16 protein-coding genes are annotated in these 15248 nt (G+C 34.7%); 10 read left to right on the forward strand and 6 right to left on the reverse strand.

Annotated features, from left to right (window positions below; genetic code table 11):
* Positions 1-225 precede the first annotated feature (225 nt).
* From B9T24_RS16035 to B9T24_RS16065, 7 genes are all read left to right on the forward strand, one after another.
* On the forward strand, positions 226-486 hold the full coding sequence (locus tag B9T24_RS16035) for a hypothetical protein (protein WP_086166706.1): 261 nt from the start codon (positions 226-228) through the stop codon (positions 484-486).
* Positions 487-490: 4 nt separating this feature from the next.
* Positions 491-1249 (forward strand): zeta toxin, encoded by a 759-nt coding sequence (locus B9T24_RS16040; protein ID WP_086166707.1) that lies wholly within the window; start codon positions 491-493, stop codon positions 1247-1249.
* A 98-nt stretch (positions 1250-1347) separates the two neighbouring features.
* Entirely contained in the window at positions 1348-1545 is a 198-nt protein-coding gene (locus tag B9T24_RS16045) for a hypothetical protein (RefSeq protein WP_086166708.1), read from the forward strand.
* Positions 1546-1788: 243 nt separating this feature from the next.
* The gene (locus B9T24_RS16050; RefSeq protein ID WP_086166709.1) at positions 1789-2205 is read left to right on the forward strand and encodes a YeeE/YedE family protein; all 417 of its coding nucleotides are present in this window, start codon (positions 1789-1791) and stop codon (positions 2203-2205) included.
* Between the two features lies 1 nt (position 2206).
* A complete protein-coding gene (locus tag B9T24_RS16055; RefSeq protein WP_086166710.1) occupies positions 2207-2629 on the forward strand; it encodes a DUF6691 family protein in 423 nt (140 codons plus the stop codon).
* A complete protein-coding gene (locus B9T24_RS16060) occupies positions 2626-3498 on the forward strand; it encodes an MBL fold metallo-hydrolase (protein WP_086166711.1) in 873 nt (290 codons plus the stop codon). The genes B9T24_RS16055 and B9T24_RS16060 overlap by 4 nt, the downstream gene beginning before the upstream one ends.
* A gap of 208 nt (positions 3499-3706) precedes the next feature.
* On the forward strand, positions 3707-4471 hold the full coding sequence (locus B9T24_RS16065) for an alpha/beta fold hydrolase (protein ID WP_086166712.1): 765 nt from the start codon (positions 3707-3709) through the stop codon (positions 4469-4471).
* Between the two features lie 44 nt (positions 4472-4515).
* On the opposite strand, the gene B9T24_RS16070 is transcribed toward B9T24_RS16065, so the two are convergent.
* Genes B9T24_RS16070 through tssH form a run of 6 tightly spaced genes read right to left on the reverse strand, consistent with a single transcriptional unit; the run spans position 4516 to position 12141 of the window.
* Positions 4516-5466: a M15 family metallopeptidase gene (locus tag B9T24_RS16070; protein ID WP_086166713.1), complete on the reverse strand. Its 951-nt coding sequence runs from the start codon at positions 5464-5466 to the stop codon at positions 4516-4518.
* Positions 5463-6104, reverse strand: a complete 642-nt coding sequence (locus B9T24_RS16075; protein ID WP_086166714.1) for a hypothetical protein — start codon at positions 6102-6104, stop codon at positions 5463-5465. The genes B9T24_RS16070 and B9T24_RS16075 overlap by 4 nt, the downstream gene beginning before the upstream one ends.
* Before the next feature lie 12 nt (positions 6105-6116).
* Positions 6117-6923, reverse strand: a complete 807-nt coding sequence (gene icmH / locus B9T24_RS16080; protein WP_086166715.1) for a type IVB secretion system protein IcmH/DotU — start codon at positions 6921-6923, stop codon at positions 6117-6119.
* A gap of 11 nt (positions 6924-6934) precedes the next feature.
* Positions 6935-8299, reverse strand: coding sequence for a type VI secretion system baseplate subunit TssK (gene tssK / locus B9T24_RS16085; protein WP_086166716.1), 1365 nt, complete (start codon positions 8297-8299; stop codon positions 6935-6937).
* A gap of 5 nt (positions 8300-8304) precedes the next feature.
* Complete coding sequence (gene tssA / locus B9T24_RS16090) at positions 8305-9423, reverse strand: type VI secretion system protein TssA (protein WP_086166717.1); 1119 nt, start codon at positions 9421-9423, stop codon at positions 8305-8307.
* 33 nt (positions 9424-9456) lie between these two features.
* Positions 9457-12141 (reverse strand): type VI secretion system ATPase TssH, encoded by a 2685-nt coding sequence (gene tssH / locus B9T24_RS16095; protein ID WP_086166718.1) that lies wholly within the window; start codon positions 12139-12141, stop codon positions 9457-9459.
* A 423-nt stretch (positions 12142-12564) separates the two neighbouring features.
* On the opposite strand from tssH, the gene B9T24_RS16100 reads away from it, so the two are divergent.
* Genes B9T24_RS16100 through tssC form a run of 3 tightly spaced genes read left to right on the forward strand, consistent with a single transcriptional unit; the run spans position 12565 to position 15226 of the window.
* Positions 12565-13233: a hypothetical protein gene (locus B9T24_RS16100; protein ID WP_143223768.1), complete on the forward strand. Its 669-nt coding sequence runs from the start codon at positions 12565-12567 to the stop codon at positions 13231-13233.
* Between the two features lie 15 nt (positions 13234-13248).
* Entirely contained in the window at positions 13249-13752 is a 504-nt protein-coding gene (gene tssB / locus B9T24_RS16105; RefSeq protein ID WP_086166720.1) for a type VI secretion system contractile sheath small subunit, read from the forward strand.
* The gene (gene tssC / locus B9T24_RS16110) at positions 13745-15226 is read left to right on the forward strand and encodes a type VI secretion system contractile sheath large subunit (RefSeq protein ID WP_086166721.1); all 1482 of its coding nucleotides are present in this window, start codon (positions 13745-13747) and stop codon (positions 15224-15226) included. The genes tssB and tssC overlap by 8 nt, the downstream gene beginning before the upstream one ends.
* Positions 15227-15248 lie beyond the last annotated feature (22 nt).

The following is a 15248-nucleotide window of genomic DNA, read 5'->3' on the forward strand; positions in this document are numbered from 1 at the left end:
CTGAGGTTAATTTTTTAGATAGTTCTTTATTTTTAGCCACTAAATAAGTGGCTTTTCTTTTTTTAAGAATCTGAGTTAGATCTCACAATTTTACTTAAACAACATGATTAAATAGCGAATTTATCCAGTCAGCCGTTACATTTCTGTGTTGGTGTATAAATAGACAATTATTTGCACTGTGCTAATATAAGATGGAAATATGAATTGTGTAACGGGAGTTGTTTTATGACAGCTTATTACAGCCTTATGAAGGCAAGCAAATATGAGGATGATATGATTCCTAAACTTGCCATACATGCCTTTCGTCATGCCTTTAACAAAGCATGTTCGGTTGCGACCGTCGTTTACGCAAAAGAGCAACAACTTGTACAACGTGAAGTAAATGGAGTTGAGACTGTTCTTCAAGACTTATCTCAATGCTATGTCACGGTTGATCATCTTCCTAAAATATTAAAACGTAAGAAAAAACAAGAGGCTGCTGTATAACTTAATGCCTCAACCAAGAATAAGAATGTTTGCTGGTCCTAATGGGTCTGGAAAAAGCACAGTCAAAGAATATTTATTGCCCCATCATATTGGGGCTTATTTAAATGCTGATGAATTAGAACAAATGCTGAATACGACTCATCAATTAAATTTGATGGTTTATCATTCTGCGTTAAAAGCACAAGATTTGATGGCTTTTTTAAAGCAAAAAAAGCGTCCTCAAACTCAAATTGGGGATTTCATTCCTTTATTGAAACTCGATCCTATTTTATTGGATGACTACAACATTCAATTCGCTAGCACAGAAATAGATTCTTATCTCTGTGCGCGTATCATTGATTATATTCGCTTAGAATTTTTACGCTTAAAGATTAGTTTTACTTTTGAAACAGTGATGTCACATATTTCTAAAGTAGAGTTTCTACAAGAGGCGCAGCGCCAAGGCTTTAAAACCTATTTGTATTATGTATCGACTGTCGATCCACTGATTAATATTGCTCGAGTTCAGTATCGAGTGAGTGTAGGTGGTCATCCTGTGCCTGAAAAAAAGATTGTAGAACGCTATTACCGTAGTATGGATTTATTAATGCAAGCAGTAGATGCCAGTGATCGAGCGTATTTATTTGATAATTCTTCAAATGGCGAAAAAGCTGCATTTATTGCCGAGATTCAATCAGCAGAAACCTTGAAAATGAACCCAGATATTCTGCATTTACCGTGGTGGTTTGCAGAAAAAGTACTTAAAGAATTCATAGACGAATAAAAAATATCTTTAAAGACAAATAACATTGGGTATATTATAAAATATGGTTCATAAAACTAAATAATAACTACGAAATCAATAACTAAGGGTTAGATAAAATGACAAATATTCAGTCTTCTGAAAAGATAGAAATTATGGATGATCTTGATGTGAAAGAGATTGAGCAAGAGCAACAAGGCAAGAATAACAATACAGATGTTACTTCAGGATTAGATGTATTTGATTTAGCAGAATTAGGCAGTGATTTAATTGATGTATTAGGAGACTTAGTCAGTGGCATCAGTCTGGATTTCTAAACGGTCTTCAATACATTAAACAAAATTTAACCATACTTTGTATTGTATATGCCGCGTACATATTAAAATAATTTAAGTATAAAAGCGTTGGCTAATATAGCTTCTTTCTAATGAGGTAAATCAACCAAACTTCTAAAAGATGTCAATAAAATAAACTTCTCAATCCATGATCCATAAAGTTACGGCACTTGATATATTTTTAAATATATTATATAAATATATAATGTTTTGGAGCACTCTATCATGCACGACTTCCTACTCGCATTTTTAGGTGGAACACTTTTAGGTCTCTCTGTTGTGGGCTATTTATATGTAAATGGTCGTATAGCAGGGGTTAGTGGTTTAATTGCTCAAGTGTTAAATTTGCAAACGATATTTAAGACGCCTGCACTGTGGTTTTTATTGGGCTTATTTGTAGTGCCATTTTTTTATGGCATGGTACAAACGCCAAATATTGAACTCAATGCAAGCCCATTGATGATGATTGTTGCAGGATTATTGGTGGGGTTTGGTACGCGTATGGGTTCTGGATGTACCAGCGGACATGGTATTTGTGGAATAAGTCGACTCTCTAAACGCTCTATGATTGCAACCATGACTTTTATGTTTGCTGGATTTGTTACGGTTTATCTCATTCGTCATATCATTGGAGCATTCTAAAATGAAAAACATATTGGCTTTTGTGTTTGGCGGATTATTTTCAATAGGTTTAATTCTTTCAGGCATGTCTAACCCTGAAAAAGTATTAAATTTCCTTGATATATTCGGTCAGTGGGATCCAAGTCTTGCATTTGTGATGCTAGGGGCGATTGCTGTCGCATTTATTCCATTTCAAAAAGTGGTACATCAGAATAAACCCAAAACATTATATGGCGAGGCGATTGATTTACCTAAAAATAATACAATCGATTCTAACTTGCTGATAGGGAGTTCAATTTTTGGAATCGGGTGGGGGATTGCGGGTATTTGCCCAGCACCAAGTTTAACTTTAATTGGTCTAGGCTACTATCAGGCGATTTATTTTATTATCGCGATGTTCGCGGGTTTATTGATTCATCATAAATGGACAGGGAGAAATTCATGACACAACATCCTCTGGTACAGCATTTTTTTGATGAGCAGACCAATACCTTTAGTTATGTCGTGGTTGATCCTATCAGTCGAAAATGCGCCGTGATAGATAGTGTTTTAGATTATGATGCTGCATCTGCAACAACGAAAACCACAAGTGCTGATTTGGTTGTTAATTATATTCAAGAAAATAGCCTAAGCGTAGAATGGATTTTAGAAACACACGTCCATGCAGATCATTTAACCGCATCACAATATTTAAAAGAGCGTTTAGGTGGTCAAATTGCGATGAGTAAGAAAATTGCTATTGTACAAGAGACTTTTAGTTCAATTTATAATTTAGACATTAAGCACTTCAACGCCCAGCAAGCATTTGATCATTTATTTGCAGATCATGAACAGTTCAAAATTGGTGAATTAATTGCATATAACATACCAACGCCTGGGCACACGCCTGCATGTTTAAGTTATGTGATTGGTGATGCTGTATTTGTTGGTGATACCTTATTTATGCCTGACTATGGAACAGCACGGTGCGATTTTCCGAAGGGCAGTGCTTCAGTTTTATTTGATTCGGTCAAAATGCTTTATCAGTTAGCTGATAATATTCGTGTTTTTCTTTGTCATGATTATTTACCTGAAGGGCGACATCAATATCGCTGTGAAAGTAGTATTCAAGCGCAGAGGGGCAAAAATATTCATATTAATGATCAAACAACAAAAGCTGAATTTGTAGCAATGCGTAATCGCCGTGATGCCACACTTGCAATGCCTAAACTGATTTTACCTGCCATTCAGATTAATATGAATGGCGGAAAATTCCCTGAACCAGAAGGCAATGGAATTCGTTATTTAAAACTACCATTTAATTATTTTAAATAACGAATATTTCTAATTTTTTGAAATGAGAAGCTGCTCATTTGACTTATTAAATTACGGTGCTGATTAGATAAACCAACTATTTTTTATAAATATTTTAAATATGCTACAAAATAGCCTAAGCAAAAATAATATTTTTTAAAAAATAGCAATTGATTAAATTCCTATTATCATCAAATATAAATCAACCTTAAATTGTTAAAAGAAATTTATGCTTTTAAATTATCAAATTCATTCCAATGAAATAGCAACCGAAAAAACACCTATTGTATTTATTCATGGTCTTTTTGGTAGTTTAAGTAATTTAGCGATGCTTGCGCGCGAATTTTATAACTCTCATCCCGTCATTCAAATAGATGTCCGTAATCATGGGCTTTCAACGCATTCAGATGAAATGAATTATGCCGTAATGGCACAAGATATTTTAGATACACTTGATTCCATCAATATTGAAAAATTTTCTGTCATTGGTCATTCAATGGGTGGCAAAATTGCGATGCAATTGGTTCATCAAGCAGGTGAGAGGATTGAGCAATTGGTTATCTTGGATATAGCACCATTTGCCTACACTCAAAACCACCATGACCAAATTTTTAAAGCATTATTTGCAGTACACAATGCAAAAGTTGAAAATCGTCTACAAGCAAGCCAAATCATGCGTGAATATTTACATGAAGAAATGGTTGTTCAATTTTTAATGAAATCTTTTGCTCAAGGTCGGTGGCTTTTTAATGTCGATGCCTTATTTAACCATTATTCTGATATTTTACATTGGGATACTATCCAACCATACGACAAAGAAACACTCTTCATTCGAGGTGGAGAATCTGCATATATCAGTACAACTAAACATTTTGCAGCAATTGAACAACAATTTCCAAAAGCTAAAATTCAAGTTGTAGCAGATGCAGGGCATTGGTTACATGCAGAAAAGACCCAACAAGTACTTGATCAAATCAAAGAATATTTAAATTAAATTTTAAGTGGCAGCTTTATTTTAATTGAGCTGCTGCTCTTAAATTAAGGAATATCATGAGTCAGCAGTTGACCTTCTGAAGTTAACTGCTCGGCCATTTCAGCTGTTTTTCTTAGTCCGGGCATACGATATTCAGTATGACCATAATCTTGAATGGACTTCCAGCGACCACCCCAAGTTAAACCCACAGATTCAGCAACTTCACCATATAATTGGTAGCCCTTCATAACGTCTGGATCACGTTCCGAAATAACCACTTTACCATTACGCTTGAATGCAATATCGGCAGCCAAACCAAATTGATGATAACTCTGGAAACCTTTTGCACGGGTAATATGACGATTACCCGCCAATAAATTTTGACGTTCTGGACTGCGATAACCCTCTAATAAAACCATTTCATAACCATGACGTTCTTGCATAATTTTAAAGACCATGAGTAAACGCTGTTTATAACGCGGATTCATTTTATGCCATTTACGATCAGCAGAAGCAATATCACTGTGTAAATGTTGAATATGCAGATCTTCAATATTGGGATTAAATGTTTCAGCCTGCACACTATATTGTGTATCAAGCTGGCTTTCAGCCAGAATTGCTTCTTCAATTAACGATGCATTTACCTCCGCTGGGGGAGACAACATTTGTCCATCAAGCAAGCTATAAATTTGAGGATCAACGTCTCTTAAATAGTCTGCTTCAATTTTGGTGGGATTAATGGGTCGTGTAAAAGCAAAAATTAAGATACTGCTAAATAACAAAAATCCAGAAATAAGAACCCACCATTGCTGTAAATGCCAGTGCGATTGAACTTGCTCAGGTGCAGCTGCATCATTGAGTTGTTGGATAAACTGTTTGGAAAAATGAAGCTGCTTTTTACTTTGTGGAATAAGAATGACAAAAAAATCTTGTACTTTATGACGTAATTCATAAGAAAATAATAAGGCCAAACTGCTTGAAACAAAAATAAAACCAATAAAAATAGCAATAATCATGGAGACACGGCGGTTTCTTTCGAGACGATTGGTGTTCTCGTTACTGTGATTTGTACAGAAGCTTGAGGGGGTTCATTTACAGCAATAGTATTTTCTTTAAGTAAGTTACTTTCTTTTTCCCTGTTTTGTGTTGTTAATACTTTATTCGCTGATGTCAATTTAGCTGTTTCTGTTTTTAATGCTACCTTGGGATCAGCAATATTTTTCGCAGTAATTTGATGTTCTTTAACCGTGTCCTTTAAATTATTTAAATTTGAAGTTATTTTTTTCGAATCACGATGATGTGAAAAAGCCTGCTTCAAATCCATATTTTGAGGCTGTGGAAACTCAGCAGTATGCTTAATATTTTCATCTTTAAGAAATGAATCATTATGGATAATCTCCTGTTGAGTTGAATCTTTTTCTAAAACGCTAGCAATAGAATCATCATGTTCCTCTAAAACTTTTTGCTCAGAAGGATGTGTATTAATTACTGCTAAAGGTTTCTGAATTTCATGACTATTTAAATAAATATAACCAGTAATTAAGCTAAAAATAGCACCAATAAAGAAGCCTGAAACTGCATACCAAACGAGTAAATTATTTCTCTTTTTTACAGGTTGTAATAGTCTTAAAGACCTTTGTTTCTTGTTTGCCATTTTTTATTTTCTTTATGGTAAATGGATGGTGATATAGGCTTGTTCTATAGGTGGGCTAATAATATTTTGATATTTAGAAAGTGCCTGATCATTTTGCTTTAAAAGCATAAAATTTAAGCCAATAAATGACAACAAAGCAAAAAGGATCAAAAATATTAAAATCCAAAAAAAGGGTAATTCACGATGAATAATATGTTTAATATGATCAGGTAAGGCTGAAAATGGCGAGAAAGAAGTTTTTTTACCTTTTAAAAAGTCAATTTCATCACTTACACGGATCACCAGATGATTTAGATTTTCTATAGACTCTATGCGGAATTTCCCATAAAAGCCAAGCAACATACAGTAATGAAAAACCTCTAAAGCGGCTAGTCGATCTTTACCTTGGCTACGAAGAAATTCTAAGATTTCAAAAAAACGATAGCCTGCAAGTTGTGAACCAAAAAGACTTAATTGTAATGGACTAATCATCCAATTATTTTGTAGATCAAAGAATTGAGCACTTTGTTGAGTAACGATTGTTTCATCAAGTAAGGCACAGTAGGCATATTTTGCATCATGAATATCATCAGCCGAAAATTGTAACTTCCGTGCTTGATTTTCAAAATGATTTAATAAGTTTGAAATTTTATCCCGAAATTCATCAACATTAGACGGAATATATTGCTGCTTCAATAAAAAAACAATATAGAAACCATCATGTAATAAATCAATAAGATTGGTTGCACTACTCATTTTTGATTGTGCCAATGCAGGGTTTAGGCCTATACCAATCAATCCATCTTCAAAAAGCGAATGTACCGTATTATTTATATTCATTGCCTGCTTCCTTAGCTATTCATTACCGCAATAAGTTCAATTGAAATATCTTGGAAACCTGCGGGGATATAAATACAAATCGATTGAGCATCGAGCATTCGTTGATACAACTCATTATTGGGTTCAATTTCAAAGTAGCTCACACCAGAACGGATCGGAATTGCGGTAGGAACTTGCATTAAGTGCTGTAAAGGAATTACAGGAAGTGCCGCAACAACACGTTGTTCAACATCCACGGAGTTTCCCACTTTAAAGCGAAGAGGAACCAATTGAATAAGGTCATGAAACTTCATCATGCCACTTGAAACTGCAATATAAAGTCGTGTGTCTCGTGTAATTTTGTCTGATTCTAGACTTCCTAGCCAATAAGATGGTTTAACTTCTTTTAAAGCAATACTGATATAGCGATTTGAAATAATCGTATCGAGTAAATCCCGTAAAATAAGATCTAATTGTGAAAAGCTTTCTTGTAAATAATGGTGCTTATAAACAGGGAGTTGGTCGACTTCATAGGCAGTAGAAAAGGTAAGCAGAGATCCCGTCAAACGTAATAATTCAAAAAATAAGCGTTCTGGATGAATATGTGGATATTGCAAAAGATGATTCAATGTTGCATGTGCCGTATTCAAGGCATTGACTAACCAAAAAGAAACAATATCTCCTGAGCGAAATTCAATGATTTTTTGTTCATTCTCACGATTATTGGTTTGAATGGTTTTAATTTTTGCCTTAATTATATTTAAAGTGCGTTTTAACGCTGAAATGAGCGTTTCACATGCTTCAATATGCAAGATCGGCGGAATAAATTTATGGTCTAATTCAAAACTGCCTGAACTTTGACGTTTCACTTTAGCCACTGGCAAATATAAGAAACCAGCTAGTTCATGATTCGGTTCAATACTGGATTCAAAGATTTTAAATTCTGCACGGCGCCTTAATAAGGTGATATCCGCTACTGTAGCATCAGTAAATAAATCATGAGTTTCTGTTAAATGTGAGTGATAACGGCTCGGTTGAGCACTTTCATCATAAGAAATATTTTTTTTGTGAGGTTGAATAATTGGTAAAGCCAAATAAACCGTCATTTCACCACGTAGATTTAAATCATCAAGCTGAATTGGTTTGGGTAATAAATCACGTGCAGGTGCTTGGTAAATCTCGCCATCTTGCCAAATCATCTCCACTTTTTCTAAAGCCAAAACATGGGTGTTTAATTGTACTTCATCAAATGCAATGGATTGCACACCATACGAAAATGGAATGGTTGCACGAATGATATGATTCAAGCGCTGTTCATGATAGGCATCTTGTAATTGAAAATGTTGTGGACGTAAAAATAAACCTTCGCCCCAAAGAATTTTTTCTGCTTTAAACATTAAATTTACCCATCGTTATTTGTATCATTCATATTTTTTTGTACACCCAAAAGCTCATTTACCATTTCTAAAGGATTTTCATTTTTAATCACTTGAGCTAGCCATTCATGCAGTGGTAACTGACTCCATTGAATGGTTTTTTGTAGCATGTAGCTCACAGGGCTATGAGGTTCATTAACTTTGAAATAATCGGCAATCTCTTGTAAAACATGCATAGCTTGTTCACGATTTTTCAAATGATTTTGAGCCTGTGGTTGAAAGTTTTGTGGTTTCGTTGTGGCTACTTGATCAAAAGGTGTTTGAATCGTTTCGGTCGATATGGCTGTTGTAAGAACAGGCGTAGACTGATTTGGCACAATTTCTTGTAAACCAATCACATCCGTTTTATATATTTTTTTTAAACTGCTATGGATTGATTCCAATTGTGAGTCTATGGATGCAAAACTGGGTGCATCTATATTCATTAAGCCATTCAGTACATTTTTTAAAATGTCCCACTGGTTTAAAATTGCTAAAAAATCTTGATAACTTTGATATTGAAAGGATTTTGACGTATTAATCAGAGCTTGTTCAAATTGCTCAATTGATGCATTCGCTTGGACTTGATTATGATCTTCAGTCTGTTTACGGCATAAATTTTGTTGATGTAATAAGCTGTCATAATCAATTAAAGAATAAAAAGGCAAAGCATTTGAAATTGGAATACTCTTAATTAGTATCGGTAATTGATTAATTAACCCTTGTAGCAATCCTAGACGTTGATCTAAATCTTGATCTTCAATTTCTGGATGTAATAACGCCCAAAAACTACTTAAGCTAAGATGGGTAAGTTCTAGACCTTTAGCTATGCCTGCAAAACCGTATAGATTTGACCATGCTTCAATTAACCAACTGTATAACCGAATATCTTTGGTTTTCTCAGTTAATAGCTCAATGGATTTCGCATTGACAAACTGCCAATCGGCCAGTTTCGGTTCCGCAATCCAATCACCTTGATCTAGCAAAGGATCATCTTGAGATTTTGCTTTTTTTATCGCATGAAATTCATTTGAAAATGAACAATCCATCCCGCAAGGGGCTTCATCTGAGATGACTTTTAATAATGGTTCGAGCTTTAAACTCATATTATGCCTTTATACTATTTTATAAATTTTAATTTATGCTTCTATAGCTTTACTTTTATTAGTACTACGTTTTTTTATGGTTTTCATGACAGGATCGAGTTGATAGACAATTTCATCGGCCTGAACATCAATAAATATTTGTTTTGGTAATTTTTGTTCTGCTAAGCAAACTAAAATTCTCGTTGCCAAAGCAGGTAATACTGAAGCATTCAGAATATGGTCTACATTACGTGCACCACTATCAACTTCAGTACAACGGCTGAGCAGTAATTCAATCAATTCTTCACTGTAAGTGACTTTGCTGGCATATTGTTTTTCTAAACGAACGGTAATTTTAGCTAATTTATGCTGAATAATACGTACCAGTAAATCATCATACAAAGGGAAGTAAGGCACGACACGCATACGACCTAAAAATGCAGGTTTAAATTTTTGATATAAAATCGGTTTCAATTGATCAATTAATACTTCTGCTGTTGGCCACTCCTGAACAGGTAAGTTTAAACAAGCCTGCATAATTGCACTTGAGCCGACATTAGAGGTTAAAAGAATGGTGGTATTTTTAAAGTCGATTAAACGACCTTCACCATCTTCAAGCATGCCTTTATCGAAAACTTGATAAAATAATTCTTGAACATCACTATGCGCTTTTTCAATTTCATCTAACAATACAACACTATATGGATTACGACGAACAGCTTCTGTTAAAATACCGCCTTGACCATAACCAATATAACCCGGAGGCGCTCCCTTTAATGCAGAGACCGTATGTGCTTCCTGATATTCAGACATATTGATCGTAATTAAATGAGATTCTCCACCATATAATTCCTCGGCAAGTGCTAGAGCTGTTTCTGTTTTACCTACGCCACTCGGTCCAACCAATAAAAATACGCCTTGTGGTTTATTCGGGTCTTCAAGTTTTGCTTTAGATGTTTGAATACCTTGTACAAGTTGATGTAAAGCATAATTTTGTCCCATTACACGTTCAGCAAGTTTATCTTGCAAAGTTAAAATTTTCTTGATTTCATCACTGACCATTTTTCCTATAGGAATACCCGTCCAATCTGAAATAATTTCATTAATAATCTGTGCATTAACTCGTTCAAATACCAGTGCTGTTGTTCCTTGTAGAACAGCCAATTGTTGACGAAGGGCACTGATCGCTTCCTTGTTATGATTTAAGTATTTAGGAGACTGTTTTTGTTGTTCTATAGCTTGAATCTGTTGAACAAGTTTAAGTTCGGCTTTCCATTGTTGTTCAGTATTGGTAATTTCAGTATCTAAATCCCCAATTTTCTGACCTAATTCTGCTAAACGCTCATCATGAATGGGACGATTTTTATGTTCATTTTGCAGAATTTCACGTTCAAGATGTAAGTTATATCGTTGTGCTTGCAGTTGATCTAACTTTACGGGTTGCGCATTCTGCGTTAATGCAACACGTGCAGCTGCTGTATCAAGTACGCTAATGGCTTTATCTGGCAGTTGACGTCCACTTATATACCGATGAGATGATTGTACGGCTGTAACAATCGCTTGATCATCAATTTGTAAATTAAAATGACTTGTCATGACAGGAATCATTGCCCGTAACATATCAATGGCAACAGCTTCAGTTGGCTCTTCAACCTTAACGACTTGAAAACGCCTGCTTAATGCCGCATCTTTTTCAAAATATTGCTTATATTCAGCCCATGTGGTTGCAGCAATGGTACGTAATTCACCGCGTGCTAGAGCAGGTTTTAGTAAGTTTGCAGCATCATTTTGTCCAGTTTGCCCACCTGCACCAATTAAGGTATGCGCTTCATCAATAAATAAAATAATAGGATGAATTGAATTTTGAACTTCTCTAATCACTTGTTTTAAACGATTTTCAAATTCGCCTTTAACACTGGCACCTGCTTGTAACAAGCCCATATCGAGAACATGTAAATGTACATTTTTTAAAGCATCTGGAACTTGATTATTGGCAATTTTAAGCGCTAAACCTTCAACAACTGCGGTTTTTCCTACACCAGGTTCACCCGTTAGAATAGGATTATTTTGACGACGGCGCATTAAAATGTCGAGCAGCAAGCGAATTTCAAATTCACGACCAATCACGGGATCAATTTCACCATTTTTGGCTTTTTCAGTTAAATTACTGGTAAATTGATCTAGAGCTGGCGTTTGTTTTAGAGTTTGCTCAGGTTGATTATTGTCTTTTATTGGATGATTATTACTTAAATCTTGTTCAGATAAATGTTCAATACTGTGTGAACATATCTCTAAAAAATGATGTTTCATTCGATCAATAGGGAACAGGTCAAACAAACTTGAAGCACGCACTGCAATTTGATAAAGATCAGAAGCTATTAATAAAACAATCAGTAAATGCCCACTTCGAATCACTGGTTTTTGTTCAGCTGAAGCCAATAACCAAGCTTGTTCGAATAAATGAATGATTGATTTTGCAAAGATTGGGGTACGGCTATTGCCTTTCGGTAATTGCGAAATACTTTGTTTCAAGTCATCGATTAAATCATTTGTCGAAATTTGGTATTTTTCTAAAAGAAGTTGCAAATCATTTTTTGCAGTTTGCTGTAGTAATTCTAAAAAGAAATGTTCAATTTCGATTTCATAATTGTGTTGAGCTATACAGCTGTTGGCTGATTTTTCCAGTGCTATACGGGCACTAGAAGATAATTTTGTAATCAAAATTTTTAAATTATTCATATGACACTCAATTTTATAAAATCACAATTAATTTTTATTGTATTTTCATCACGTAATCAGTTTTAATTTAATTTTTATTAAAAACAATAATTTATATTTTTATGTGTGAAAGCATTTGGCGTATTCTACACATTTTTTTGAAAAATCAAAAAATATATATGATTTATTTTGCTATTTTACACAAAAAAATTATAAAAAATGTCAAATATTGACAGTTATTGTTAATATTTTTGTTGACTTAGTATCACTATTTTTTGTTAAATTCGCAGCGTTGATTTGAAATTATAAAAATTGAAATAAAACTGGGGAAATCATGAAAGTGATTTTGCTCATACTAATAATTAAATTTTAAACTTAGAATAATTAGAGTAGAGGCAGACTTTGAATAAAAGTATATTTTTTATATCCCTAGTTGTCATGATCATGGTGAGTCAATTCACATTCGCGGATGATCATCGAATTGAACTTAAAAAAGGATGTATTCAAGATTATCCTTTGGTTATTGATGAAACAGATCCAGACTTACTCAATATTTATAGTCAAATTTGTGATAAAAAGAATAAGAAAAACATTGAATTAAAGAATGAGTTGTCTATTCAAGCCGCACAAAAATTTCAGCAACTGGGCAAAAATTTAAAAGCATTACAACTGGTAGACAGTTTACACAAGCAAAATATTCAGCATACTGCACTTACAGATGTCTCTTTTCTTGCAGGAGTAGGCATTGCACAAAGTTCTTTACAGCATATGCGTAATCATGAATTGCGTTATTTAAGTCCTGAAATGACCTATCCAGCAGCAAAACAATTATCAGAGAGTATTCGTACATCGCTAGGAATACTCGATGCTTCAGCATCTAAAGTTGAGATGCAAAGTATAGCAAAGAATAAAAAATCAATAAAAGAAGCGTCCAAAAAGCTTTCTTCATCTCATTATTCGAACAATAAGAAACCGCAGCTTAGTCGAGCAAAAAGTATAAATATATCTCCAGTAAAAACATCGGTGAAAGCCTCTACCACAGCAATAAAAGCACAAAATACAAATTCAACAGCTTCGGGTTCAAGCCCATTTTCTTCATTTAAAAATAACTAAAATAGGAGCATATTCATGGCTAAACGTGAAAGTGTGCAAAAAAAATTACAACGAATCCGTCCACCTCGTGTACAACTAACCTACGATGTTGAAGTTGGGGATGCTAAAGAAATTAAGGAGTTACCCTTTGTTATTGGAGTGTTGGGTGATTTTTCTGCGGCTTCTGAGTTAGAAAAAACCAAATTAAAAGATAAAAAATTTATCAATGTAGATTTGGATAACATTGATGAGGTCATGACCTCTCTTGCGCCACGTGCAGCTTTCCAAGTAGAAAATATGCTTAGTGAAGAACAGGGGGGTCTAGCAATAAATTTAACCTTTAATGGCATGCAAGATTTTCGTCCAGAAAATGTGGTCTTACAGGTTGATCCTTTGCGAAAATTAGTTGAAGCACGTGAACGATTAACAGATTTGCGTAATAAAATTTCAAATAATGAACGTCTTGAAGACTTGCTTGATGAAGTTTTACAAAATACCGATCAAGTGCGTAAGTTAAGCGTGGAGGCAGAATATGAATAATGTTCATGCTGCAACTGCGACCTATATCAATGACAAAGAATTAACTTTACTTGACAGCATTGTGGAACAAAGTCGTATTGCACGTAATGATGAAGAGCATCATCGGGCAAAAAGTTTAATCGCAGAATTAGCCAAAGAAGTGATGGATGGAACTATTGTTATTTCTGAAAATATGACCCTATCTATTGATAAACGAATTGCAGAAATTGATGCTTTAATTTCTAACCAATTAAGCAAAATCATTCATCATGAGCAATTTCAAAAAATTGAATCGACATGGCGTGGTTTATACTATTTCTGCCAAGAAACGCCATCACACGCTTTAATTAAAATTCGTATGTTAAATACGACTAAAAAAGAGCTGACTAAAGATTTTCAGGGTGCGACAGATTTTGACCAAAGTACTTTATTTAAAAAAATCTATGAGCAAGAGTATGGTTCATTTGGGGGTGCACCATATGCCACTTTAATTGGTGATTTTGAATTTGATCGTACGCCATCAGATATGTATTTATTGGAACAAATTTCTCATGTTGCTGCCGCAGCACATGCACCTTTTATTTCTGCGACAAGTCCCAATATGCTTGGACTAGCGTCATTTACTGATATTGATCGACCACGTGATGTTTCAAAAATATTTGAAACGGCAGAATACGTGCAATGGCGTTCATTTCGTGAAAGTGATGATGCCCGTTATGTCGCATTAACCATGCCACGGGTATTAGGACGTCTGCCATATCATCCTAAAGATGGTACGCCGACGGAAGGATTTAACTTTGTTGAAGCTGTTTCAGGTCAAAACCATGATGAATATTTATGGATGAATGCGGCTTATGCCTTTGCAACACGTTTAACCAATGCCTTTGATATGCATGGTTGGTGTGCGGCCATTCGTGGTGTAGAAGGTGGTGGGTTGGTTGAAGGTTTACCTGTACATACATTTAAAACCAATGATGGGGAAGTGGTCTTTAAATGTCCAACTGAAATTGCCATTACTGATCGTCGAGAAAAAGAACTCAGTGACTTAGGTTTTATTCCATTGGTTCATTGCAAAAATACCGATTATGCAGCGTTCTTTGGTGCCCAATCGACACAGAAACCGAAGAAATATGATAGTGATACAGCAAATGCCAATTCTGCTTTATCCAGTCAAATTCAATATATTATGGCTGTTTCTCGTATTGCCCATTATTTAAAAGCCATGATGCGAGATAAAGTGGGCAGTTTTGCTTCTGCTGGGAATATTGAAACGTTTCTAAATGAATGGTTATCACAATATATTTTGCTAGATGATGGAGCCTCTCAGGAAGCAAAAGCACAATATCCACTTCGTGAAGCTTCTGTCAAAGTTGTAGAAAACCCAGCTCAACCTGGGCATTACAAGTCAGTGGTCTTTCTTAGACCACATTTTCAATTGGATGAGTTATCCGTTTCTTTACGACTCGTTACTGAGTTACCTCAGTCCTCTCATTAAGAAGAGTGCAATTTTATAATAA

This window comes from Acinetobacter sp. ANC 4654 (assembly GCF_002135425.1).
GTDB lineage: Bacteria > Pseudomonadota > Gammaproteobacteria > Pseudomonadales > Moraxellaceae > Acinetobacter > Acinetobacter kyonggiensis.

Bases quoted from the DNA above. Each gene is read 5' to 3' on its own strand.
- tssK (WP_086166716.1), bottom strand. From the start codon at position 8,299: ATGTTTAAAGCAGAAAAAATTCTTTGGGGCGAAGGTTTATTTTTACGT.
- B9T24_RS16050 (WP_086166709.1), top strand. From the start codon at position 1,789: ATGCACGACTTCCTACTCGCATTTTTAGGTGGAACACTTTTAGGTCTC.
- B9T24_RS16035 (WP_086166706.1), top strand. From the start codon at position 226: ATGACAGCTTATTACAGCCTTATGAAGGCAAGCAAATATGAGGATGAT.
- tssH (WP_086166718.1), bottom strand. From the start codon at position 12,141: ATGAATAATTTAAAAATTTTGATTACAAAATTATCTTCTAGTGCCCGT.
- tssB (WP_086166720.1), top strand. From the start codon at position 13,249: ATGGCTAAACGTGAAAGTGTGCAAAAAAAATTACAACGAATCCGTCCA.
- B9T24_RS16100 (WP_143223768.1), top strand. From the start codon at position 12,565: ATGGTGAGTCAATTCACATTCGCGGATGATCATCGAATTGAACTTAAA.
- B9T24_RS16065 (WP_086166712.1), top strand. From the start codon at position 3,707: ATGCTTTTAAATTATCAAATTCATTCCAATGAAATAGCAACCGAAAAA.
- B9T24_RS16070 (WP_086166713.1), bottom strand. From the start codon at position 5,466: ATGATTATTGCTATTTTTATTGGTTTTATTTTTGTTTCAAGCAGTTTG.
- B9T24_RS16040 (WP_086166707.1), top strand. From the start codon at position 491: ATGCCTCAACCAAGAATAAGAATGTTTGCTGGTCCTAATGGGTCTGGA.
- tssA (WP_086166717.1), bottom strand. From the start codon at position 9,423: ATGAGTTTAAAGCTCGAACCATTATTAAAAGTCATCTCAGATGAAGCC.
- B9T24_RS16045 (WP_086166708.1), top strand. From the start codon at position 1,348: ATGACAAATATTCAGTCTTCTGAAAAGATAGAAATTATGGATGATCTT.
- B9T24_RS16055 (WP_086166710.1), top strand. From the start codon at position 2,207: ATGAAAAACATATTGGCTTTTGTGTTTGGCGGATTATTTTCAATAGGT.
- B9T24_RS16075 (WP_086166714.1), bottom strand. From the start codon at position 6,104: ATGGCAAACAAGAAACAAAGGTCTTTAAGACTATTACAACCTGTAAAA.
- icmH (WP_086166715.1), bottom strand. From the start codon at position 6,923: ATGAATATAAATAATACGGTACATTCGCTTTTTGAAGATGGATTGATT.
- tssC (WP_086166721.1), top strand. From the start codon at position 13,745: ATGAATAATGTTCATGCTGCAACTGCGACCTATATCAATGACAAAGAA.
- B9T24_RS16060 (WP_086166711.1), top strand. From the start codon at position 2,626: ATGACACAACATCCTCTGGTACAGCATTTTTTTGATGAGCAGACCAAT.